Origin of the sequence: Ruminococcoides bili, from assembly GCF_040093295.1 — a bacterium.
GTDB classification, from domain to species: Bacteria; Bacillota; Clostridia; order Oscillospirales; family Acutalibacteraceae; genus Ruminococcoides; species Ruminococcoides intestinale_A.
In genome coordinates this window covers 1-24,168 of sequence record NZ_JBBNJY010000008.1, presented here as the reverse complement: position 1 = coordinate 24,168, position 24,168 = coordinate 1, and the positions used below count along the sequence as shown (strand labels likewise).

Genomic DNA, 24,168 nt, shown 5'->3' with positions numbered 1-24,168 from the left:
CTAGGGTTCAAACCTCTGTTATCCATTCCATAGTGTCAATCTTGCTGAGAGGACCGATTCCCATTCGGTTATTTTCAAGCATCAAAAAAGGACTTTCCGCAAGACTTCATATATCTTTTAACGATAGTCTTTGAGAAAGTCCTTTGTTTTCTACACTATATTTACTTGTTAGGGTTCACCTTCGACATCAAGACTACCATCTCCACATGAAATTATTAGGCTATTTCATGCATAATCTGTTATAGCACTATTTTTCAATGGTTATAGCATTTTTTCTTGTTCCTAATCATCTACTTAGTCCTCTTGCGAAAATAGGCTATTTTATTAGATTATTCATTTTAAGAGCCTTTTCAATTCTGGATTGAAATTCTTCCTCTTGTTCAAGTTCATAATCCTCTTCGATCTCTGCTTCGCATTGTGGACATATGTAGCTCTTCAAAAACACATCATCTCCAAATGAAAAGTCTGATAAATTATCAATGCCATAAAAATTTCTGCATACTTCACATTTATAATACATTTCATCTGGATTTAAAGGATGAAGACTGATTATTCCGTTTTTACCTGATGTTTTTAAATAAAGCATATAGATAATACCTCCGTTACTATTTTGGTACTACCATATATCACTCTTTTCTTCTATATTATCAAGTAACATAGAACACAAAAATTCATCTAATTTTCTTCAACTAACTGTGTTAATTATGCTTTTTAGAGCCGTACTTGGTTTGCTTTCTTTTAGAACCATCTTCCGTTTTCTCCACATTACTGCGTTTATTTTTCACAAATCACAAGTAAACACTTTTGTATAATCGACCCAATCTCAATATTCCTGTCTATCCGACTATAAAAACACCAAGGGTTTATACACTTTTTCAGGCAAATTTCGCAGTCTATTTTTTAATTCTAAAAATCTCAAAAGGCCCTTATTTCAAGCCTTTTTTACACTTTTACTTATGTACTTTAGTCAACAAGACTACGCTCTCCACATGGCACGGTTGTTCAACGAAAAACATACTCAACCCCTATTGTACAAGGGAATGGTGGAACGCACTTTTTCTAAAATACTGGGGATATCGAGCCTGTGAAAGGTTTGTCTTGCACTACTTTTTTCGTATAAGCAAATTCAGTTTTCTATCATCGATTACTTCAATCTTATTTTTATTCACTAACCAATATTTGATGCAATCTCTTTAAAATGAATGGCCCATTTCTATGCTTCATATAGTATTATTCAAAATAAATTTTAACCATTTTACAATGTGACTGTTTGATTCAATAATTGTCCTTCTAATGTAATCACATGTTCGTTTGGTACATAATGGTAAATAGAGGCAATAATAATCTGATTATTTGGGAAATCACGCTGAAGTATCTCCATCATTTTGCCAATATTGATGTCATCAACTTCCTTTCCTTTGGGTGAATCCATTAAAATTGGTAATTTGATACCCAGTACTTTTTCAATTTCGATTATATATGCCAAGCGAAATGAAAAAACTGTTTTATGCAACAGTGCTCCGGATAATTCTTTAAGATTATTAGTAAACAGATATTTCCATGTCATCTTTTCTGCTTCGGAATCTCCAAGTTCCCCCATATATTTCTGAACAGTTTTAATCATAGACTGAGTTACATTGTTTCTATCATTAGTAAATTGAGAAATCTGGTCTTCCAATGATTTTTTCTCTTTTTCCAAATCATTAATTACTTTCTTAACATCAACCGGACTAATATTAATATCTGTCATCTTTTTATCAAATACATCTGCTAACGATTCTGATGGAAAAAGAGATAATTGTTGTTCTTCTTCCTTTATTTCAAGTTCCAGTCCTTCTATTTCTTTAAGATTCTTTTCTAATCTTGGAATAAGCATCTTTTTCTTCGCACGAAGAAGATCTATACCATCAGAAGCACCCACAACCATATCTCGTGTAACACATATCTCTTCGCCATTATTTAATTTAATTACTAACTTCATCTCATCAATTAATTCGATTGCTTTTTTATTATTTTTTATATTTTCATCAAGACGTTTAATCTCCTTTTTTATCGAATCCCTCTCAACTTTGAGTTGATCCAATTTTAATAGCCGCTCACGATTATAACTATCTTGTGTTAAAGATACACTTGTTGATGTAATGGTTTCCCTATACTCTGCAATATTCAAAATTTGTTTATATTTCTTTAGGTTTTCCTCAATTTTTCTTTTTCGAATTATGAGGTCTGCACAGCTTCTTCCAGACAATCCCCTTATTAATTCATCTATATTAAAACGAACCCCTGCTATAACCTTTCCACGATTTAGAAGTGTCCATCCTTTTTCTTGGTCAACATACATAGCACCAAGAAGGTTATTGAGTATGTCTTCATTGTCAGTTCCAAAGATTTTTTCATGTAAATCCTTACTCTGTACTGGGAGTGCATACGAAAGTTGCACTTCCTTCTCAATTAATTCTATAGATTCAGATGTGTCCCTGTTAAGTGTTAATAATGTTCCGTCATCTTTTTCAATAACAACACTTATGCTACATGATTCAATTCTAAACTTTCTTGTCCCTGGAACTGCATAGCCAAGTCCATATAGAATGCAACGCATAAGTGTTGTTTTTCCAGTACTATTCTTTTCGCTGAAAATAAGATTAAAACCAGACTCAAAAAAACGTTCTGTACAAAACATACCTTGAGAAATGTATATAGATTTAATTTTCATAATGACACACCTCTACTAACGTTATCAATTAAGTATCTTTGTTGAATCACTTTGGCTAAAATTACTTTTATAACCGCTTCTTGAACTTCTTTATTCAATGATTCGAACGAAAAAACAGAAATGTAGTCTGTCCATTTATTTGCAACGAACTTTCGTATACGTTCTTTCATCGACAAATCACAATTCGATGAATTGTAATCAAATATGATTTTAGTTATGAGACTATATTGTTCAGAAATAGTATTTATAATATACGAATATTGTGATGTAACCTCATCTATAAATCCTTGGTCATAATCTTCTATATATTCTGATGGCAACTGTTTACCTAGAGTTAGTACAATCACCGGCCATACAATTTCTTCTTTACTCAATTTTATAGTTGTGTCAGTTTTAGAACCATTATGAAAAAGATCGTTTTGCCAAACCCGCATTAACTCTATGCTACTTAAAACCTGACCCAGATTAAGTTGATTAATAAAATCTTTGACTTTTTCCTCTATTACCGCATACCTAGTTCTCGAATTATCAGTTTCAAACATGAAATAACAAATTCGAAATTTGTTCGTATCAAAATGACCATTAATCTTATCAACAATATTATCAATAACTTTCTTTGCTTCATCTGAAAGATTATTATAACCAACTGTTACCGGTGGACCATAGAAAAAACTCTTTGATGTATCCTCATTTAGCGGATTTTTGGAATTAGTGATAAGAATTAATTGTTCTACCGATTTATTGTCAGCAGAAGAAAGGGTTTCAATTGCCTTTTTTAGATTTCTTCTTACGTTTGAAAAATCGTAGCTTCCTTTTACTATTCCTTTTGCTTGAGCCATGATTTGACTACCATTATTCATGGTTAACTCGATATCTTCAGAGGCTCCCTCCATTCGAATTGCTTTTAATTCTTTTATATTGTCTAATAGTAAAAAAATAGTTGCATTGACTTGAAAATCAAACCCAAAAACTTCTGGACTCGCATTAGTATTATTGGCCATTTGCATTTTTCCCCCTTTTTTTGGATTAATATGCTTATTTAAATACATTTTATAATAAATATGATGCCATATTAAGCTATAAATTGTCACATAACATAAATATTGTAATCCCGATCAAGTTGCTATCTTAATAATAGAACAGATTATCTTTTGCCGTTAACTATACTTAATAAGTTAATCGACATATAAGATATGAAATGTATGGTTTTTGATTCGCAATACCTTTTACAACTATCAGACTATCAATTTATCGTTTCATTTTATTAGTTACTCGTTCTTATCTGTTCTCCATCGGGAAAACAAATGACTGTTCACAAGTAACCTCCATCACATCGGCTATCTGTTTCAACTCTTCAAGAGTCACAGTATCTCGTTTCAGTTTCTTACCAAAGTTCTGTGGAGTCTGACCTATCCGTCTGGCAAGTTCCGAAACGCTTATATTCTTTTTATTATATAATTCTTTAATCATATCGGATGTCTTCATACTATCCCTAATTTTATGCAAATATCACATAATTAAAGTATAAACCATTTACTTGATGAATTCAATATTTTCAAAATATGTTACGGCTTTTTACATATAGAAAAAACACCCTGTAAATTGTACAGGATGTTAAAAAATATATTAACAATCAAAATAAGTGAATGTCTTGAAATTTTAGGATAGGGGAGAAGTAGTCTTTTAGTAGTCTGCATTATTTAAGCTTATGAACTGCGGTGTAGAAATGATATTTACTTACTCAGATAAGACTCATTCAAAGCAAATCACACCCAGCAAAAACTGCTGTTATATATAGGTATAGGGAATTGCTTTCTGTTACAACCCTTTTAACGATAACTCGGCAATAATAATGTTCGTTCTAACCCTATTAACGATAAGGCATAAAAGCTGATTTTAAAACCGTTGAAAAGTAGTCTTTTGGTAGTCTTGTACTTTTCAACTGACCGTGATTTGCCGAGATTTACAAAGGAATATTGCGGTTTGCAAAGCGTTCGTGAGTCATCCCATGGCACACAAACATTATCTTAATCATAACAAAATTCCTCCCAATTTGCCGTAATATGCCGTGATTAGCAAGGGTAATTTGAGTATAACAAGAATGAGTATCACTTTTAATATTTCATCGAAACACGCAAATCAAGGCAAAATACGGCATATTGAATTTTTCAAAAGTAGTCAAACAGTAGTCAGTTAAGGGGGTGCAGACTACTTTCAAAATCAACCGTATAACGATAGCTTTTAAGCAAGGGGGTGCAAAATGGATTTTTGCTTGTTATAATTCAATGAGAGAATTATAATTCACCAATTCAAGCTATCGTTAATGGGTTTAAAAGATGATTTTATTATAGCATAAAAACCTTTTAGTCACAACTTTGGAACTTGAATTTTAGACTTTTTTTATTGAATAATATTGTTTTTTATTTTCTCCATTGCAATATCTCCTCTAATGAACGCGGTTCATACTTCATCCACGGTTTCATGCATCCAACATTAATAGCCTTAACCTCTGTTTTATAAACATGTCTGCAATCATTATAAATCATTTCATACAGACACTTCTGATAATATTTATCCTCAGCACTATTGTGCGTATGTCCGTATAGAAGAATAGATCCTTTCCCCATCTTTTTCCAACTGAAAATAGGGTAATGGCATAATACAAGATTGTAGTTTTTACCTTTCACAGAATCATGGATTTCCTTATAATCACACATGTCTGCAAATAGCTGATGATATCTATAATCTGATACATCATCATGGTTTCCTTTAATAAGTATTTTCTGCCCTTTTAATGTGGATATGTACGAAATAAGATTTTCATTTTTCCCTCGACAACTTATATCTCCAAGAATGAATACTTTGTCTCCATTATTTACCTTGCAATTCCATTTTTTTTTGATTATTTCATGCATCTCTTCCAGATTTTTAAACGGTCGTTCATCAAATCTAATTGAAGTTTCTTGAAATAAGTGTAAATCGCTAATATAATAATTCATTTTCGTTTCTAAGTTCCTTTATTTTTCTAGGGTGTCATTTAAAATCACTATGTTTTTATTTAAAAGCTATACGGTTATGAATTTGCTGAAACACATATACCATTATTATTTTCGCCTTCAACATAGAATTCTTCTTCGGTGTCCAAACAAACAGCTGCTAATCGACCGTTTTTTAAGTTGCATCCACAATCAATCGCAATATGATTATTTTTTCTGTAAACATATCCAGGTCTTGGATTCCCTTTAATTTTCTGCGTTGGAGTGTGTCCTGTTACAAGATTCACATCGTCATAATACTGAACATCATATTTTGCTCTGCTCCAAACAAGTTCCTCTATTTCATAATCTTCTAAAGTTTTTTCCAGACTAAAATTGCCAAGACCACCGTGAACCAACAGATAATTTTTACCGTTTACGGTCAATTTTTTATATAGTTGCAAATCGTTTAAGAAATCTATAACCTCATATTTCATATCAAGATCCAGAGCACGAAATTCATCGAGTGTTGTCTTGCTTCCGTTGCATTGCCATATCACCAAATTGTTTAGCATTTTTTCATTTAACTGATCTATTGACATCTCAGTAATTTCTTTCATAAGAAAAGGCAAGCACTGTAAAGCCATATATTCATGGTTACCTGCCAGGCATATAGTATTTGGCATTTCCATGATTTTCATAAGTGCCTTAATGGGATGAGGTCCTCTGTCAAGTATATCCCCTAAAATATAAAGCGTATCAGTATCCTTTAATTTGATCTTATCAAGCAAGTCCAAGAACATATTATATTGCCCGTGAATGTCTGAAATAACATATGTAGCCATAAAATTACCTCCAAAATATTAATTTCACTCGCATAGTTTAAAATTCATACTCATACATCTCAATTTCTTTCAACTGTAGTTGCTCAGTTTGTTTTTAGCAATCTATTTACACATTCTATTATAAAATTTCTAATCTTCTTTGCATATAAATCAACATAGTGATATTTTTGTTTCAAAAATTATAAACATATGCCTATGGACTAATATTGTCAGCATTTTAAATTATATTGCCTTGTTTTTCTGTAATTCTTTTTTTAGAAAATCAACAATCTTATTCGAGCGATATTTAATCACATTTGTGGCTTTTAGCAGATAATCCCTCAGAATGTTTAAATATTCCTGATCTTGATAATAGCTTTCGCCTTTACGATCTTGACTCTCTGCTGTTATTAACAATCTCCTTTTTAAAGGCGTACAAAAAAGCAATTTGGGCTGTCCATTTTCAAAATAATCCTCCAAGAAAAATCGTTTTTCCCATTTATTGATCTCTAAAAAAGCTGGGTCATATTCTTGATTACGGTTTAATTGCATCTCAAATTTTGTAAAATGATTATCATCAGCTTTTATTTTATCTTGATATTTCTTGATGGCTAACAAGAACCAATCAAAGTAATCTCTCATTCCCTCGCAATCGTTGCTGTTATAGTAACATGCTCTTGCACCGTTTATTCCGTATTTTATTGTACTTCGGTTAGGGATTATAATAAAATTTCCTACCCAATGGTAAGTTTTCTCAAATTCCTTTATTTTTGACCACAGTTCAAGATCTTTGTCTGCGCCAAATAGTTTTGCTCGGTATGCGAAATCATTTTCTTTGCTTTTTTTACCAATCAAGGAGCCGAACGAATTCATTGTATCCCCGCGAAAAGCATAAGTTCCTTCCATGTTCCAAGGCCCCATATTTTCAAAGCTCAAGTCATAAATATCACCCCACAAAATGATATAGATTGCCTTCATTATTAGTGTCATATCAGGATCAATATCTCCAATAAACTTTGAAAGTTCATCAAAACAATACGTCCTCAGACCTTCGACATCTCCAGCTAAAATTTCCTCCACAAAATTGCTTAAAAGCTCCAATGCGTTTGTGTAATCTTTCGTTTGTTCATATTGTTCTCTTTTCATTATTTCTTATCCTTTCTTTCCCATTAGTTCTTGATCTATGGCAACCTTAGTTGCTCGATGGTAATCCCAGGCTCTGTGGACATAATAAAAAATGGGTTTATATACATCAAGAATTTGCTGCACACTATAATTAAGAATGTGGTTCATAGATTCCTGAAAATGCTGAGAGAAAATCTCATAACGCATCATACAGCCATTAAAAACATCACCAGCTGTTTCATCCATGATGAATGTATGCTCATAAAGTGAATTGCAATCATACGATAGATGCATATTAAGGTAATTAATAATCCTCGCTGCTCGTATTGCTTCCTCTTTATTATGTACAACTGGCTGGCCATAGTAAGACTGGCAGTACAAATATTCATCTTTAAAGCGAACACAAGTTTCAACACATCCACTAAATATTTCTGGAATTTCTGTGAATAGATACAATGTGTCTAACGATTCTATTTTTATAGGTCTGTTTTCTTCATTCAGATATCTGAAAGGAATATTCTTTTCTTTTAAATATTGCAAGATTACTTTTTTAATTTCTTTTTTTAACATTGGTACCACCTCTACCTTTTTTATACTTAATTATAATAATTTTAAATCATTTTTTGATTTAAATTATAGAAGCGATACTCGTTAACTAAAAAAAGTTACAAATACTTCTTTTTCCTTTAAAGTCCAAGTTGTTTTTCTAAACAGACCACTGCAATAAAAAGCTGTTGTGCAAAATAGATTCCTTTTGTCTATACCACAACAGCCTTATATAATTATTCTGATTTATCTTTTTTGAGTTTTTTCAATGCTGTTTCTATTCTTTCTATTACTATCTTTTTTAACTGAGCCCCTTCTAAAATTTCTATACATTCGATGTATTGCATTACCCAAAATGAAAATGCATTCACATTTATATTGGGAAATTTTATTTTCAGCATTTTTACATTTTCTGACTTGTATTCGCCTTGAATTTCATATAAACCGTTTTGATTTAAATCATCATCTTTTGTCGCTCCGAACCAGTCAAAAATCTGTGTAAGTTGATCTGCTTTAAATCCTAACACGATAGTTTCTTTTTTACCAGAATAAAAATACGGATTTGAATAAATAAATTTTAGGGGGTTATTACTTTCCTCTACAACAGGTTTTACACTGCCTTCGTTATCCATCACTGTAATTTCTGACATTAAATCAATTCGGAAATAATAAAATTTCTTTACATTTTTTCCTATAAATGCCATCAAATAATATCTACCATTATTCATCATAATCCGAAATGGAGATACACATCTTTCTTGATTGCCAAAATTAAGTTTTACTTTCTTATTAATATAATCATAGAATGCTAATTTGAATTTAATTTTCTTATGCTTATTAATAGCTTGTTGTATTTTCGATACATTTTCCATAACATCAATTTCGTCAATTTTTCCATCAATATCTGAATTATTTAGTTCGAAAAGTTCTTCTTCAAAATCTCTTGCCTCATTCACAGCACCTTGTCCAAAAGTTTTGCTCAGTGCAACATAATATTCCCGTTTGATTGCCGGACCCAATATTTTTGAATATGTAACAGAATCTGCTAAATACTTTGCAAAAGTTGGAATATCTACAGTTTCAGCTATTTCTCCCAACTCTTTTTCATACCAGTATCCAAGGATTTTCTTTCCTCGCTTTGTTCTCTTGAATCCTATCTTACTATCGCTTATAATTTTGTAACCATATTCATAATTCTTGTCCTCTTTTACTATATCCTTATCTATGTACTTATCTATTTCTTCTGTATTCTCGCCAATCAGTCTGCGTAGATTTCTTACTAATGTACCTTTAGTAGGTAGTGGGCTTCCTTCTGAAATGAATTTTTCTTTCATTATGGCATAGATTCCATTTATTTCGGAGGGCTCAAATTTAGTTCCATTTGTGGATTTTATAAAATCTATGCATTCTTGTTCTGTCAACTTCATTTCTTTGTATCCTTTCTGCCTGTTGAACTGTTCTATTAGATAATTTTCGCTTTATTTATATTATAATATACCTATTTACTAAAATTTTCAAATTGATTTTAGACGCAAATTGCAATAGCAAGTTGAAACAAATTTTTTAAATATCATAATCATTAGAGTAGAAGTTTATAAGTTACAGTAGTACGAAGTGCAGTAAAAACATTTAAGTAGCGTATATTCTATCTAACTGCTTTTCAAACAGTTCCTCCGATGTGTGATAGTTAAGAATTTTTCTTGGCAGTTCATTGATTACATCTGAAAAGAACAGTATGTCTTCCGTCTTATAATCACTCATGCTCTTTCCTTTAGGAATAAATCGTCTTAACATTTTATTATGACATTCATTAGTTCCTTTTTCACATGATGTGTATGGATGGGTAAAGTACACAGATGTTCCGTTATTCTCTATTTTAGATAGATTGGCAAACTCAGAACCATTGTCGCCTGTGATACTTTTAAACACTTCTGACTTCTTATTCCCAAATTGATTTATTAAATTCTGTAAGGCTTCATCAATAGCCAACGAAGAGAGATCCTTTACCTTTGTCCACAATGACATTCGTGTTTGTCTTTCGACTATTGTCATTATAGCCGGTTCTGTATCTTTCTTTTTGCCAAGTACACTGTCTATTTCCCAGTGACCGAATTCTTCTCTTGAATTTACTGTTTCAGGACGCTCTTCAATGCTTTTACCCAGTATTTTCCTGTTTTTCCGTGCGTTCGAAGATTTGGTGTTTTGCTTAAGCTTTTCCGGTAAATCTATGTTTTTGATTGTCAGTAATCCTAAATCCACGTAGTTGTAAAGAGTTTTGGTACATACCATTTTATCAGAAGAAAACAGATTGTTTTCTTTGGCATATCCTACACTGGCATCTAACGACCAACCTTTTTTGGTAAATATTTCGACTACATAATTGAGAAATTCAACACATTCAAGGCAATGGTAATTCTTTTTACTGTTTACTCTATTGTCTTTGTATTTCTGTTCAGCAATATCAGGTTTATACCTTTTGACTTTGCCGTTATACAAATACACCGTTATGCTCTTTACTTCTTTATTGATTGTATTGTATGGGCGATGAAGTCCTTTTGCTATTTTGGAAACCGACCAGTAGTCTATATTAAGCCTGATTGATATATAGTAGCGTTCTTCTCTTGTTAAGTGTTGACCTTTCTTGTGCTTTGGTGTAAAATTAAGCATATCCATAGTGACGGTTTCCTTTCGGATTTTTGTTGTGGTAACTTAATTCTACTACGAAATCGTTTCTATGGATATTCTTTTTTATTCTTTCATCTTCATTTTACAATCTGCGTTTTTTCTTACATATTTTTCCTAAGCAAAACCTTTATCACATAAAATACATCAGACAGAAACAGCACTCACACCGTAATGATGTGAGTGCTGTTTTTATTGTACTCGAGCTTCTTCCTGTAATTTGATGAGAAACAGCTTTGCATTGGAAGTTTTGAATTCACCGATTTTGCGACTGACTTCAACTAAATACTCAAATTAATATTTTTTCTTTGTATTTGTTATAGGTCGGTGAGATTTGAAATCTGTTCATATCCGTAATCATTATTGTGATAGATTTCGATTTGCTTTCTTGTATTTATAATCCAACACCATTTGAAATTGCAATCTGAATTTGAGTCATATCGTTTACATTAATTTTACCGTCGCAATTTATATCCGCCGCTTGTTTCTGAGTTTCTGAAAGTACCACATCACCGGTAAGGTGTCTTTGACCTAATGTAACATCAAGAATAGAAAGCGTTCCGTTACAGTCAATGTCACCAAGGAGAACATCGCTTGGTTTATCAAATGTATAGCTAATATAATATTTCTTATTTTTTCCGCCGCCTTCTTTTATGAATTTAGCATTATTGCCGTTTACCTTTGCCGTAACTGTTTCAATATCGCCCCACCCATAAATAGGAGTAACCTCAATTTTTACTGTATAGGATTTATTGCTTATAAATTTACTGTCAGTCGGTGACCATTCAATTTTGTTGATATTTACATTGCCGGCAACGCAACTTGCCGTTTTGGCAGGTGCAGCACCAACTGTTGGAGCTTTAATATTAACCTCAATGTTCTGGGTTTTGTATTTGTCCGGCACGCTAACATTGATGTCAAATATCATATACCTTTTTCCGTTTGCTCTTTTTAGTGTGCCTACGCTGTCTATGCCATTTACTCTTCCGTAAATGTTGTTGTTCAGTTCATAACCGCTTTTTGGAATAATCTCAAGTGCAAGACTCAGTTTTTCGCCTATAGAAATTTTGTAGCTGTCATCAAGACGCTTTCCGTACTTTGCCCACTCTACTTCGCCAATCGTGTATAGGGCATTTTCGGAGGTTTTAGGCTTTTTGTAATCACCGATTGTTTTGTTATTACACATATCATCAAAATTGTCAAAGTAAATATCGTTCATATATTTGAGCTTTTTGTCGATTTTGATATTTACTATATTTGAATGTACGGTATTATTGCCACTTATAGCATCGCAGTATATCTGTTTGCCGTTAAGCCAGTCGCTGACTTTGGTAATAAATAATTTTTTGCCTCCGAATGATGTGGAAAGCTCACCGTATCCGTTGGTTAATATATAGAGCCAGTCAATTTCTTTGCCATTTTCATCAATAATATGCCATTTATATGTGTCTGCATTTGTTGCATTAATATCAAAGGTAACAGCGTCACCAAGGTTTGGAGAATACCCGTCTGTGGGCTGAGTTGTAATAACCGGATTTGGAGCTATTATTTGAAGATATTTTTTACCTAATGAGTTTGATACAATATTTATGTCAACTTTTTTTTCGTCATCATATACTTTGCACTTTGAAGATATTACATTTGAAAAATCAACCCTTCTTGCTAACCATTGGTCAGTTATTTTGGGCTTTTGCAAGAAAGTAATTCCGTAAGAGCCTACATATGTGCCACCTGAGATAACGGGGAGATAATCAGAATCTAATGTTGTTTTTATGCACACAGCACCTTCAAAATTATAATTATTTTCATCAAATAGTTTGAAATACCCGCCGTTAATGTTAAATGATTGCATATTTGTTGCTTCAACAGCAGCTTTTGTAGCATAGTAGTTTCCGCCGTTGATTGTGAGTTTACCGCCGTTTGCTACAACGCCAAATGCCTGTTTACGTTCATAATAGTCATCATATTCAAAGTTACCTTGGTTAATTGTAGCGGTTGTATATTCATCAAATACAATCGCATTATACAGTCCGCCAAAATGACCGTTATTAATAGTTATATTTTTATAGTCATTCTCGTAAGCGTTTTTAACTAAAGTACCGATTACAGGGCCTTTTGATGTTGCTTCAAATTTACCGCCGTTAATGGTGACATTGCCTCCCGTAATGTTTATAGCCGGCTTTTCAGTATATGTTGTATATATGCCACCGTCTATTTGCAGATTTCCTTTTGAAATAACGCAAGGAAAATCATAGTAAAACTCTGTGCTTCTTGCTACACCCGATATATTGCTCAATCTTAGGCTTGCACCCTTTGCAACATTAAATATACATCTGTTATTGTTTCCTGAGAAAAAACTGAATGTAGTGTTGTTATCGTTTAAACTTGAAGTATCAAACTGAAGTATTCTAAGACTACCACGTTTTATGTTAAAAAGACAATCATCATAAAGGGTTTCCCTTGAAATTTTAAAGTTATTCATATTAATAGTAATTTCAGCTTTTGGATCATCTAAGCATAACTCATTATTTCGTTTTGAGTCTTCTATAACTTCATAGCCATTGTAACTATTGGTAAAATTTATAGTAATCCATTGCTTTCCGCCTTTTGCAAGTGCGGCTTTAAGCTCGTCATAGCTTTTAACAATAATCTGATTGCTTCTTTTTGGAATTGTAAGTGAATCAAATTCATAATTGCAGCCGCCGCATTTTTTATACCATCTGCCATCTGTTGTATTGGTAGGCTGCTTGTCAACATACCAATGCTCTCTTCCTTTATAAGATGATTCGCTATGAGTATAAACCGTATCAAGCATTTTTTTACCGCAGGTTTTGCATAACTCATAATGCTCAAAAATGTCATATGCCTTTGCTCCGCTTGTGTGGATATGGTCTTTAGGAGAACAAATAATTCTTTTTGTCGCACATAATAAAACAGTATCGTTATCGGAAAGATAATTGGGATCAATATAAGTATCATTCGGAAGCTGACTTTTCAATGTGGATACAGGCATAAACATTCTTTCTTCCGATCCTTCAAGCAAATTGTTATCTGTATCATAAAATTCAACATCTGCTTGCATTCCATATGGTATTGTTTGATTTCTTACAACAAACATAGAATAAAAATAATAACTTTCTGTATCAACAAACTTTGGAAGGTCATTCATTTCTTCAGTCAGTTGTTCACTCATTGAACCGAAAAGAGTTTTATAGAAATTTTCAAATTCTTTTGGTTCAATTGAAGCACTAATACTGTCGTTGTCTGAACTCCAAACTGTACCAAGTAATTCGTACTTTAAATTACCGCTGTATTTAATATTATGATCAGGTTTTGCGTCAGGTCGTGGGTAGGTAATATTGCTGATTTTTATGTTACAGGTTACTGCATTTGTTGATATAAGCGACAATGGCAATACAGAAACAGCCATAAGTACCGAAAGCCCAATGCTGAGCAGTTTTTTTGAGAGTTTTGCTTTCATATTTTTTCCTCCTTTATTTTGAATTGCAATATTTTTTTGCTAATAAATATAAATAGTTTTGAATATCAGTATCAAAGCTATAATCCGATACTGTAAGTTCTTGCTGATTTTCCCACTTTGTCGTGATTGAGTATGTAGTTATGTCGCAAGCATCGTATGTTATATTTTTATGATTGCTATATAAATTATAAAGATTATTTTTTTTTGCGAAATTTTGAATTTTTAAAAACTCATTATAAGCTATTTTTTTATTTTTAAATTCTATATGCTTACCGCTTAATTCAAAATTCTCAATGGTACAATCTGCTGAAAAGTAAGCCTTACTGTCTTTTGTGTATGCTGTAAAGCTATAACAATAATTATAGTTTGAATGGTTACAACTTATGCTTATATATTCAAGCTGAGGTGAAAAAGTTGATTTGTTTTTATCTTTGCAACTGTTAAATAAAAATATATTGAGTATACACAATAAAATCACAACCGATTTTTTCATTTTCAAAATAATAATATTCTATAAAACAAATAAAGGCAGATGAGTAAAAACACATCTGCCTTGTAATTTTCTATCAGTTAGACTTCTTATTCATTACCGCACCAACAATAAAGAGTACAGGTAATACAAGGCCTATTACGAGTGACACGAAATTAAAGCCACTACCGCCAACCGCACCAATAATAATGCCGAGTAAATTAAATATTGCAACAATAATACCGAACACTAAGCACGAGGTTGCTTTTTCGGGTTTTGTACAATTTTTTACACCAATGATACCTGCAATAAGCTCAGCAACCGAACCCAGAATCATAACAACACATGAAGTATAAATTATTGTCGGATTAAGTTGAACAGAGGAAAGGTCGCCGTCTGCTAAGTAAGTTAAAGTACCTACACCTGCAATGGCAATAATGCTCATGATAATAGAAATTGCACCGCCGATAATCATTAAAATACCAACGACTTTAAGTAATCCTTTTCCTTTCATAAAAAAAACCACCTTTTCAATATATTTGTACAGGAGATATATCCTTGATACAATTATATTGTACAGTAACTTATAATATTTTGCCCTACCCATTTGGGTAGTTTTGGCAAAATTACTGTAAATAAAAGGTGGTAAAGTTATATTTTGTTATATTTTAATATAGAGGGTTGATGTAACCGCTTGAAATCATAATAATTGCAAGCTGAGCAACACTTGAGCATCCGGTTTTTGAAAGCAGATTACCAATGTGATATTTTACTGTGTTTTCCGAGATATAAAGCTCCGAGGCAATCTCTCCTCTTGATTTATGCTTGCAAATTAATCTGAGAATTTGCATTTCTCTTTCAGTAAAAGGAGTTTCACCCTTTGGCAAAGGAATTGTTTTGGGTTCAGGAAAATATTTTTCTCCATTGAGCACTTTTCGTATTGTATCAATAAAAAATGTCATACTTTTGCTTTTATATACAAATGCGTCTGCACCTGCCTCTTTAGCACGAGGAGAATAAGATATTTCATCAAAGCCGCTCATAACCACTACCTTAATATCTTTAAAATTCTGTTTGATATTTTCTGTAGCAACAAGTCCGGAGGAGTATCCCTCTGTGCATACATCTAACAGTACAATATCCGGACTTAGCCTTTCACATAAAAGCACACAATCGTTCGCATTTGCACTTTCGCCAACAACGCAAAAATCATCTTTTTCCTCAAACATTGCTTTAAAGGCTTCTCTGACAGAAGTGTGGTCGTCAACAATCAATACTTTAATCATAGTTTTCACCCTCCTTTACGGTTAACTCAACTGAGAAATGCGGATATGGTGTAACACTGAGGGTTCCACCGAGCATTTCTGCTTTATTTTTAAGTCCGGAAAGTCCTGTGCCAAGTTGGATTGTAGTACAGGTATTTGTTCCGTTATCTGTGATTTTAAGAGAATTAATGCCATCCTTGCTCTTGATTTCTGCACATACTTTTGTGGCAAGTGAATGTCTGACCGCATTTGTACTGCATTCTCGTATTGTTTCTACAAAAAGTGCGGCTATATCATTATCATACGGCATTTCTCCGATTATTGCAAGCTCAACTCCTATTGATGACATTACTTCTTGCAGGAGAATCAGACTTTTATCAGATGCATTTTTTTCATCCGATAATATATCTTTCATTATACTGTTACAGAATTTTTCAATAGCGTCAGCGTCTATATTATCATCTTTATTCTGTAATTTTCGCAAAAGTACAGAAAGCTTTTGTCCCAGTAAATCGTGTACTCTTGTGCGTATCTGTAACAGAGCACCCTCTTTGCATGAGGTTTCAAGATTATTTAGCTGAAAATTCAGTTCATTACCTTTTTGAACAAGTCTTGCTTTCAGGCTCAATAGCTCCTGCATTGCATTCATCTGTTCTGTAACATTTGTGGAGGTAATCAGAAAGTATGGTTTTTTCTTTATATACATTTCGGTTTGTTTAATCATATAATAAGAATTTTTAACTTTGCAAACTGTTTGCTGATTTTGTATGTTGGAAATATTACGGATTTCGTTTATAAACTTTATTCCGCTTGTAAATTCTTTATTAAAAATCTCCGTCATCAAATTACTTATGCAATGATTTGCAAGCAGAATCTGCCCGTCATTTCTGCAAAATAAAATTCCTGTATTGAGTGCGTCTATTGATTCCTTTACAGAAAGCGGAGTTATAGTGTTTCGTTTTAATTTACTTGCTTTTAATATTAAATGTACACTTCTTATAATAAACATTATCAGTGCAGTAAAAAGAACAACTGTAAATGTACCGTTTGTAAGATGATTTGCAAATGGCAGCAATGGCAGAGCAAAGCATATTGATAATGTTATGTGTGCTTGCTTTAAATAAACAGCAGTTGCAATAAGCATAATTAAAAACAAAATGGATGCTATGTACCCAACAGCTAAATATTGTTCGGGATAATAAATTGATATATTAGTTTGGTAATAAATGCAGGAATATATATAACCATAAATAAATTGCAGCAGTATTACGGAAAATTCAAATGATAGTTCGCAAACATATTTAAAACCTTTTGTTCCACTGTTAAATTTGTATATAAATGCAAAGCATTGCATACAAATGCCTGCAATTATCAAGATACAAACTAAAATTCGCTCAAATTCAGGATAAAAATAAATGTAATTCATTGCTTTTCACCACCCTTAAGCAAAAGCCAAATGCCAAGGTTATCGTCATCATTTTGCTCGATGATTTTACCACCCGATTTTTCAAGTGAAATCATAAATTTTTTGTCAAAAATATTACTGTTGATTTTCGTTGAGCTAATCACCTTTATAGAAATTTCCTTATCGGATATTTCTATGTGAGCAAATATGTATTCGCATTTTGTTTGTGTTGCTTCGTCAAGAATGTTGTACATAAACTCATACATAAGATTTGCGTGTTCAATGTCAAGCTTTTTATTGCCGTTATTGGTGCAGAGCAGCTTTACTTTGGAATATTCTGCAAAGCTTCCGAGTTCGTCTATATACATACTTAGCTCATCAGAGGAAAAATATTTTTCCTCAAGAGCAATAAAAAACATATTACATCTGCGTTTTATGTAGCACAAAAGTAATGCGGCTTTGACAGTAAGCAGGGAATTATTGTTTTGATTTTTCATCTTTTCAGGTAAACGGGAAAGCAACTTGAGTTTATCGGAAATTTCACTCTCAAGACTGTTGCAAATGTCTATTTTTTCCTCGTTTTGTAAGTATTTTCGCCTTGCTTTTTCTTCTTTTCTGATTAAGGCATTGGTTGCCCTTAGCTTTTCTACGGTAGTTTTAGTATTTGAATACATTTTGTTCAGCTGAGAAATATCGTCCTGCCAAACAACATATCCGCCGGAAATTTTCTTGCTGAAAAGCAGTGTGTTCTCATCAAGTTTTATTGGATTTTTACCGTTAATAATGCTGTCTTTTTGTTTATCGGTAAGGCAGTAGTCGAAATTTGCGGTAATTTCTTTTTCAAAATAATTGTTGAGAATTTCCATTTTAAGCGGTGAATTTTTAAAAAGATTTTTGTATTTTGTGTTGGTGGGAATAAGACTGCTGCGCAAGCATACTTCCATAAATGCGAGGATAATAAATGTGATAACTACCGTCATATCACTCTCAAAGGCAAACGGCAGACGCATTACATAGGCAACAGTATATAAAAAAATTAAAAGGAAAAAAATAACAGGGTAAAAAATATTTAGCTTATTCGGACTTTTTATACTGCGTACTATAAGCCACAACAATACAATGAAAGTTTGTAATCCAATGCACAGCATAGATAAATAATATACAATGCCGTAGGTGTATTCAGAGGAACCGTTTTCAATTCCGTTATAAAACGAAAAAGCAAGCTGATGGTAGTCATTTGTGTATATCAGACATAGCAGAAATAGTTCAACCACTATAAAAGGCAGAATCCGCAGCGGTATGATTTTGTTGCTGCTTGGTTTGTCTGTTACGCTTGTTAAATATAACAGACCTGTTGCTATACCGAATTGAAAAAGATAGTAGCTGTACCAAAGCTGTCTTTCAATCATCGGAGAATTAATTTGCCACTTAATGCACCTCGCTGTAAGCCATAGAATAAGCATTGAACCGATAATAATAAAAGATAATTTAACCCTTTTGTTAATTACTCTCAAGCCAAGCACAGCTATCCACAGCACTGTTAATGTAATGAAAAATACTGCTGACAAAATATGCTCTTGTCCGTCTGCTGTTGAATATCTGCGTTGCTCAAAAACTGTTCTCCTCATCTTTTTAATAACATTTGTTGATTGCTCGTTAAAGTGCCGGTAATCGGTATAAATAACAGCGTTAGAATATTTTTCTTGGGTAGGATACAGGGGAGATGCGTTGTTATATGTTCGCAAGTCATTTTGATTTATATTATTGCAGAGATTGTTTTCAAAACATAGTGGGTATGGTGAAAGTATTCCTTGCACAAAAGAAAGAGTACCATCATTTGGAATAATAATGTTTATATTTTTGTTACCTCGTTTTAGTTTAACAGCCTGTGTATCGGTGCAGATCCATATTGGAAGTTCAGTATTGCTGTTGCTGAGTCTGCCGTTTCTTTCCATTTCTTTCAGGTAATTAATGGCATCGTCAAGACGGTAATTTTCTTTTTTAAGCGAATAGCCGATTGATGCGGTAATGTAATTATAATAATCTGAATCTATATAGATTTTTTCTTCAACACCTGCAAGAGAATTAAAGCTGTTTATGTTTTCTTTTACTTTGCCTGTGTCAACTGCTATTACTATCGTTGTGATATAATGTGGATACCAATAATAACGCCCGCCACTATCCATAAGGCTTTTTGCAAGCAGTTCATCAGCTTGAGCAGCATAACCGTTATTGAGATTATCTACTGCCGAACTTTCGGATATAACTAAATTATATTCATCATTATCACATTTTAATGCATTAAAGTAATCCTCGTTATTGACTGAAATGGTCTTTATATGGTTCATACAACCGTTAAAAAGAGTACAAAGCAAAATTAAGAGCATAACCAAAATTGAAATTTTAATCTTTTTGTGCATTACTTCACCGCCTTTTAGCTTTAAATTAATTTTATTGCATGCAAAATTTGAAAGTTACATTATTATGAATATTCTAAAATTGTAACATAAAATTTCGTATAAGACAAATTTTAAAAAATAAAAACCTTAGCAAGCGGTGGCAAAAAACCACCGCTTGTTTATTGTTTATATAAAAATAATTCATATTTTGCTTTGCAATTGCATAATATTGAGATGTAAAAGATTTGCGATAAACAGATGCGAAAAAGTATTAAAAAGAATATATCAATTTACCGAATTAAGTAATATAAAATTTGTCAATTTAACGAAATTAGTGTTGAATTATTTTAAATTTATTAAACTTATTGACTTTTTAATATAAAAGTAGTAAACTAATAATCAGTTAGCGAGCGCTAACTTTTTTGTACTGTCAAAGTTAGTTAGCACTAATGTTGTATAGCGAGGATGGTGAGCTTATGCCTTTAACATTTGCCGATCCGGGCGTTGAAAACATTATTAAAAAAATCGGAGGTAACTCTGAGGTTCGTGCACATCTTGAAAACTTGGGTTTTGTTGTTGGCGGCACAGTTACAGTTGTTTCTTCAATGGCGGGTAACCTTATTGTTAATGTAAAAGGAGCACGAGTTGCAATCAGCCGTGAAATGGCAAGCAAAATTATGATTTAATGGAGGTACAATATGAGAACTCTGAGAGAAGCAAAAATCGGAGAAACCGTAAAAGTTGCAAAACTTAACGGTGCGGGCGCTATTAAGCGCAGAATTATGGATATGGGTATTACAAAGGGCGTTGAAATTTATATCCGTAAAGTTGCGCCGCTCGGTGATCCTATTGAAGTTACAGTAAGAGGTTATGAACTTTCTTTGCGTAAAGCCGATGCTGAAATGATTGAACTTGTTTAAGTTAAATACGGGGTTTATCCCCGATATTTTTAAATTCTAAGTTAGTCTAAAATAACTAAATCTATGAGAGGAAGACACTAATGGGTATTAAAATTGCACTTGCAGGTAATCCTAACTGCGGTAAAACAACCCTTTTTAACGCTCTTACAGGTTCAAACCAGTTTGTTGGTAACTGGCCGGGCGTTACCGTTGAGAAGAAAGAGGGTAAGCTCAAAAAGCACAACGATGTTGTAATTATGGACTTGCCGGGTATTTACTCACTTTCTCCTTACACACTTGAAGAAGTAGTTGCTCGTAACTACCTTATCGAGCAAAGACCTGACGCAATCCTTAACATTGTTGACGGTACTAACCTTGAGCGTAACCTTTACCTTACAACACAGCTTACAGAGCTCGGTATCCCGGTTGTTGTTGCCATTAATATGATGGATGTTGTAAAGAAGAGCGGAGATAAGATTGACACTTCGGCACTTGCTAAAGAGCTTGGCTGTAAGGTTGTTGAAATTTCTGCTTTGAAGGGCACAGGTATTATGGAAGCGGCAGAGGCTGCAATTGATGCTGCCGAGAACACCAAAACTGTTCCAATGCACACATTCAACGGTGTTGTTGAGCACGCTATTGCTCATATTGAAGAGGCAGTAGTTCACGAAATGCCCGAAGAACAGCAGAGATGGTACGCTATCAAGGTATTTGAGCGTGATGATAAGGTTATGGAAAAGCTTAACCTTAGCGATGAAATTAAAAAGCATGTTGAAACTGACATTGAAAATGCCGAAAAAGAGCTTGACGATGACAGCGAAAGCATTATTACAAACGAAAGATATATTTACATAGCTACTATTATTAAGACTTGCTATAAAAAGAAGAGCAAGGGCAACCTTTCAACATCAGATAAGATTGATAAGGTTGTTACAAACCGTTGGCTTGGCCTTCCGATTTTTGCCGTAATTATGTTCCTTGTTTACTTCATTTCAATGCAGACTGTAGGTTCAATGGCAACAGACTGGGCAAATGACGGATTGTTCGGTGACGGTTGGCATTTGTTCGGTATAGGTACTTCACAGGCAGAAGAGGCAGAAGAAACTTACGGCGATTCAGATGCAATCATTGAAGCTTTCAATGAAGAATACGGTAATGACGATATTGCAGCTGCAATTGATCTTGAAGATGAAAATTATTCTGAAGATGCTGCTAAAGCTGCTCTTTCACAGCTCGTTACTTTAACTCCTGCAGATGCAAGCGTTACTTATTCTGTAGAAGACGAAGAAACACTTGAAGTAACAGAAACTCCTGATACAACTAAGGCTCAGTTACAGGAAGCTGTTGACAATTATCTTGATACAAATTATAAGGAAGGCTATGGCGCTCCTGATGCAAGCACATACGGTGTATGGGTTCCGGGTATTCCTGTTCTTATCGGTGACGGCCTTGACGCTATCAACTGTGCAGATTGGCTTAACGGACTTATTCTTGACGGTATCGTAGCCGGTGTTGGTGCGGTTCTTGGCTTCGTTCCACAGATGCTTGTACTTTTCTTACTCCTTGCTTTCCTTGAAAGCTGCGGTTATATGGCTCGTATCGCTTTCGTACTTGACCGTGTATTCCGTAAGTTCGGCCTTTCAGGTAAATCATTTATTCCAATGCTTGTCGGTACAGGCTGCGGCGTTCCGGGTATCATGGCTTCTCGTACAATCGAAAACGAGCGTGACCGTCGTATGACAATTATGACAACAACATTTATTCCTTGTGGTGCTAAGATGCCATTTATCTCTATGATCGCAGGTGCTATTTTCGGTGGTTCACCGTGGATTGCTACATCAGCTTACTTCATCGGTATGGCTGCAATCGTAGTTTCGGGTATTATGCTTAAGAAGACAAAGATCTTCTCAGGCGATCCTGCTCCGTTCGTTATGGAACTTCCCGCTTACCATCTCCCGACAGTAAGCAACCTTCTCCGTTCAATGTGGGAGCGTGGCTGGTCATTTATCAAAAAGGCCGGTACAATCATTCTTCTTTCAACAATCATTGTTTGGTTTACAACATACTTCGGATTTGTTGACGGTCAGTTCCAGATGCTTTCAGAGGATCAGATCAGCAATTCAATTCTTGCCGCTATCGGTAACTGCATTGCTTGGATCTTTACTCCGCTTGGTTGGGGCAATTGGCAGGCAGCCGTTGCATCGGTTACAGGCCTTGTTGCTAAAGAGAATATCGTTGGTACAATGGGTATTCTTTATCCGGGCGGATGGTCAGAAATCGGCGGTGCTTTCACAGCAATCAGCGGTTTCTCATTCCTCGTATTCAACCTCCTTTGTGCTCCTTGCTTCGCAGCTATCGGTGCTATGAAGAGAGAAATGAATAATGCTAAGTGGACCTGTTTTGCAGTAGCTTACCAGTGTGTATTTGCTTATGCAATCGCTCTTATGATTAATCAGTTTGGCGGACTCTTTACAGGTAATGTAAATGTTATCGGTCTTATTTTCGCTGTATTGGTACTTGCATTTATGATTTATATGCTCGTAAGACCATACAAAGAGGCTAATACATTAAAAACTTCTGTAAAGGTAAAATAATTTAGATTTTGATAGAGGAGGATGTATATGCTTACTTTTTTACTTGATAATATTGGTACAATAGTTGTTTTGCTTATAGTTGTTGCTGTAGTTGCTGCAATTATTATCAGCCATTTCAGAGCAAAGAAAAAGGGCAAATCTTCTTGTGGCAGCTGTGGCTGCGGATGTGCATCCTGTGCAATGGCAGGTAAATGCCACTCTAACAACCATAAATAATTATTGCTGACAAAAGCGACCGAGCATTTTAAGTGTTCGGTCGCTTGTTTTGTTTTTTGATTATTTTTCAATAGTTGGGGGTAAATTATGGTTTAGCGGAATGATTTATCAAGCAATTTGCTGAATCATAATTAAATATTACAACAAATATTTGGATAACTCCTTATAAATAAAACAAGGCTATCGCATTTTAACCTTGCGATAGCCTTTCTTGTATTAATTGTTTTTTGGTTGTTGTTTGAAATATAAATCTGCAATGCGGACAGGCGCTTAATGTAACAAAGCAGACTATCAGTAATTGGGAAAACGACAATATTCAGCCGTCTGTGGAAATGCTTATTAAAATAGTAAATACCTATTCAGTGAGTGCGAACATAACTGCCGTTCCTGAATGGAAAATGATTTAAAAAATGCTTTCTATAAAAACAAATTGATTGGATATGTCGGTTTATGGGGGAGAGTGTCAAAAAAGAAAAGCAAAACAAGCGACAGTTTAAATGAACTGACCCCAAAAAGTTAGACAAAGTTATAAAGAAATAATTATGCAAAGCGACTAAGAGAGATCTTGGTCGCTT

At 33.7% G+C, this 24,168-nt stretch carries 21 protein-coding genes; 5 read left to right on the top strand and 16 right to left on the bottom strand.

What is annotated here, in order from left to right:
- Window positions 1-316: 316 nt before the first annotated feature.
- The 16 genes from AAAY30_RS04180 to AAAY30_RS04105 form a co-directional block, all read right to left on the bottom strand.
- Complete coding sequence (locus AAAY30_RS04180) at window positions 317-586, bottom strand: hypothetical protein (RefSeq protein ID WP_022234839.1); 270 nt, start codon at window positions 584-586, stop codon at window positions 317-319.
- A gap of 669 nt (window positions 587-1,255) precedes the next feature.
- Window positions 1,256-2,713, bottom strand: a complete 1,458-nt coding sequence (locus tag AAAY30_RS04175) for a hypothetical protein (RefSeq protein ID WP_022234840.1) — start codon at window positions 2,711-2,713, stop codon at window positions 1,256-1,258.
- Window positions 2,710-3,714: a hypothetical protein gene (locus AAAY30_RS04170; protein WP_022234841.1), complete on the bottom strand. Its 1,005-nt coding sequence runs from the start codon at window positions 3,712-3,714 to the stop codon at window positions 2,710-2,712. Before AAAY30_RS04170 ends, AAAY30_RS04175 begins: the two co-directional genes overlap by 4 nt.
- A gap of 277 nt (window positions 3,715-3,991) precedes the next feature.
- Complete coding sequence (locus AAAY30_RS04165) at window positions 3,992-4,183, bottom strand: helix-turn-helix domain-containing protein (protein WP_443960746.1); 192 nt, start codon at window positions 4,181-4,183, stop codon at window positions 3,992-3,994.
- A 950-nt stretch (window positions 4,184-5,133) separates the two neighbouring features.
- Entirely contained in the window at window positions 5,134-5,712 is a 579-nt protein-coding gene (locus AAAY30_RS04160; RefSeq protein WP_337781643.1) for a metallophosphoesterase, read from the bottom strand.
- Between the two features lie 74 nt (window positions 5,713-5,786).
- Entirely contained in the window at window positions 5,787-6,533 is a 747-nt protein-coding gene (locus AAAY30_RS04155) for a metallophosphoesterase (RefSeq protein WP_186934496.1), read from the bottom strand.
- A gap of 222 nt (window positions 6,534-6,755) precedes the next feature.
- Entirely contained in the window at window positions 6,756-7,658 is a 903-nt protein-coding gene (locus AAAY30_RS04150) for a hypothetical protein (protein WP_337781644.1), read from the bottom strand.
- Between the two features lie 6 nt (window positions 7,659-7,664).
- A complete protein-coding gene (locus AAAY30_RS04145) occupies window positions 7,665-8,207 on the bottom strand; it encodes a hypothetical protein (protein ID WP_337781645.1) in 543 nt (180 codons plus the stop codon).
- Between the two features lie 212 nt (window positions 8,208-8,419).
- Window positions 8,420-9,610 (bottom strand): WYL domain-containing protein, encoded by a 1,191-nt coding sequence (locus AAAY30_RS04140; RefSeq protein WP_337781646.1) that lies wholly within the window; start codon window positions 9,608-9,610, stop codon window positions 8,420-8,422.
- Window positions 9,611-9,812: 202 nt separating this feature from the next.
- Entirely contained in the window at window positions 9,813-10,856 is a 1,044-nt protein-coding gene (locus AAAY30_RS04135; RefSeq protein WP_499215859.1) for an IS30 family transposase, read from the bottom strand.
- A gap of 403 nt (window positions 10,857-11,259) precedes the next feature.
- Complete coding sequence (locus tag AAAY30_RS04130; protein WP_499215858.1) at window positions 11,260-14,346, bottom strand: dockerin type I domain-containing protein; 3,087 nt, start codon at window positions 14,344-14,346, stop codon at window positions 11,260-11,262.
- A gap of 13 nt (window positions 14,347-14,359) precedes the next feature.
- Complete coding sequence (locus AAAY30_RS04125) at window positions 14,360-14,845, bottom strand: hypothetical protein (protein ID WP_499215857.1); 486 nt, start codon at window positions 14,843-14,845, stop codon at window positions 14,360-14,362.
- A gap of 67 nt (window positions 14,846-14,912) precedes the next feature.
- Window positions 14,913-15,329, bottom strand: coding sequence for a hypothetical protein (locus AAAY30_RS04120; protein ID WP_337613961.1), 417 nt, complete (start codon window positions 15,327-15,329; stop codon window positions 14,913-14,915).
- A 154-nt stretch (window positions 15,330-15,483) separates the two neighbouring features.
- Window positions 15,484-16,101, bottom strand: coding sequence for a response regulator transcription factor (locus AAAY30_RS04115; protein WP_022234517.1), 618 nt, complete (start codon window positions 16,099-16,101; stop codon window positions 15,484-15,486).
- Complete coding sequence (locus AAAY30_RS04110; RefSeq protein WP_499222347.1) at window positions 16,094-17,155, bottom strand: sensor histidine kinase; 1,062 nt, start codon at window positions 17,153-17,155, stop codon at window positions 16,094-16,096. Before AAAY30_RS04110 ends, AAAY30_RS04115 begins: the two co-directional genes overlap by 8 nt.
- Window positions 17,156-17,502: 347 nt before the next feature.
- The gene (locus tag AAAY30_RS04105) at window positions 17,503-19,905 is read right to left on the bottom strand and encodes a hypothetical protein (RefSeq protein ID WP_499215855.1); all 2,403 of its coding nucleotides are present in this window, start codon (window positions 19,903-19,905) and stop codon (window positions 17,503-17,505) included.
- Between the two features lie 455 nt (window positions 19,906-20,360).
- Here AAAY30_RS04105 and AAAY30_RS04100 point away from each other — a divergent pair, with 455 nt between their 5' ends.
- From AAAY30_RS04100 to AAAY30_RS04080, 5 genes are all read left to right on the top strand, one after another.
- On the top strand, window positions 20,361-20,570 hold the full coding sequence (locus AAAY30_RS04100; protein WP_022234514.1) for a FeoA family protein: 210 nt from the start codon (window positions 20,361-20,363) through the stop codon (window positions 20,568-20,570).
- A 12-nt stretch (window positions 20,571-20,582) separates the two neighbouring features.
- Complete coding sequence (locus tag AAAY30_RS04095; RefSeq protein WP_022234513.1) at window positions 20,583-20,804, top strand: FeoA family protein; 222 nt, start codon at window positions 20,583-20,585, stop codon at window positions 20,802-20,804.
- An 80-nt stretch (window positions 20,805-20,884) separates the two neighbouring features.
- Window positions 20,885-23,377, top strand: coding sequence for a ferrous iron transporter B (feoB, locus tag AAAY30_RS04090; protein WP_302484395.1), 2,493 nt, complete (start codon window positions 20,885-20,887; stop codon window positions 23,375-23,377).
- 27 nt (window positions 23,378-23,404) lie between these two features.
- Window positions 23,405-23,593: a FeoB-associated Cys-rich membrane protein gene (locus AAAY30_RS04085; protein ID WP_022234511.1), complete on the top strand. Its 189-nt coding sequence runs from the start codon at window positions 23,405-23,407 to the stop codon at window positions 23,591-23,593.
- 245 nt (window positions 23,594-23,838) lie between these two features.
- Window positions 23,839-24,000 (top strand): helix-turn-helix domain-containing protein, encoded by a 162-nt coding sequence (locus AAAY30_RS04080; RefSeq protein WP_368043141.1) that lies wholly within the window; start codon window positions 23,839-23,841, stop codon window positions 23,998-24,000.
- Window positions 24,001-24,168 lie beyond the last annotated feature (168 nt).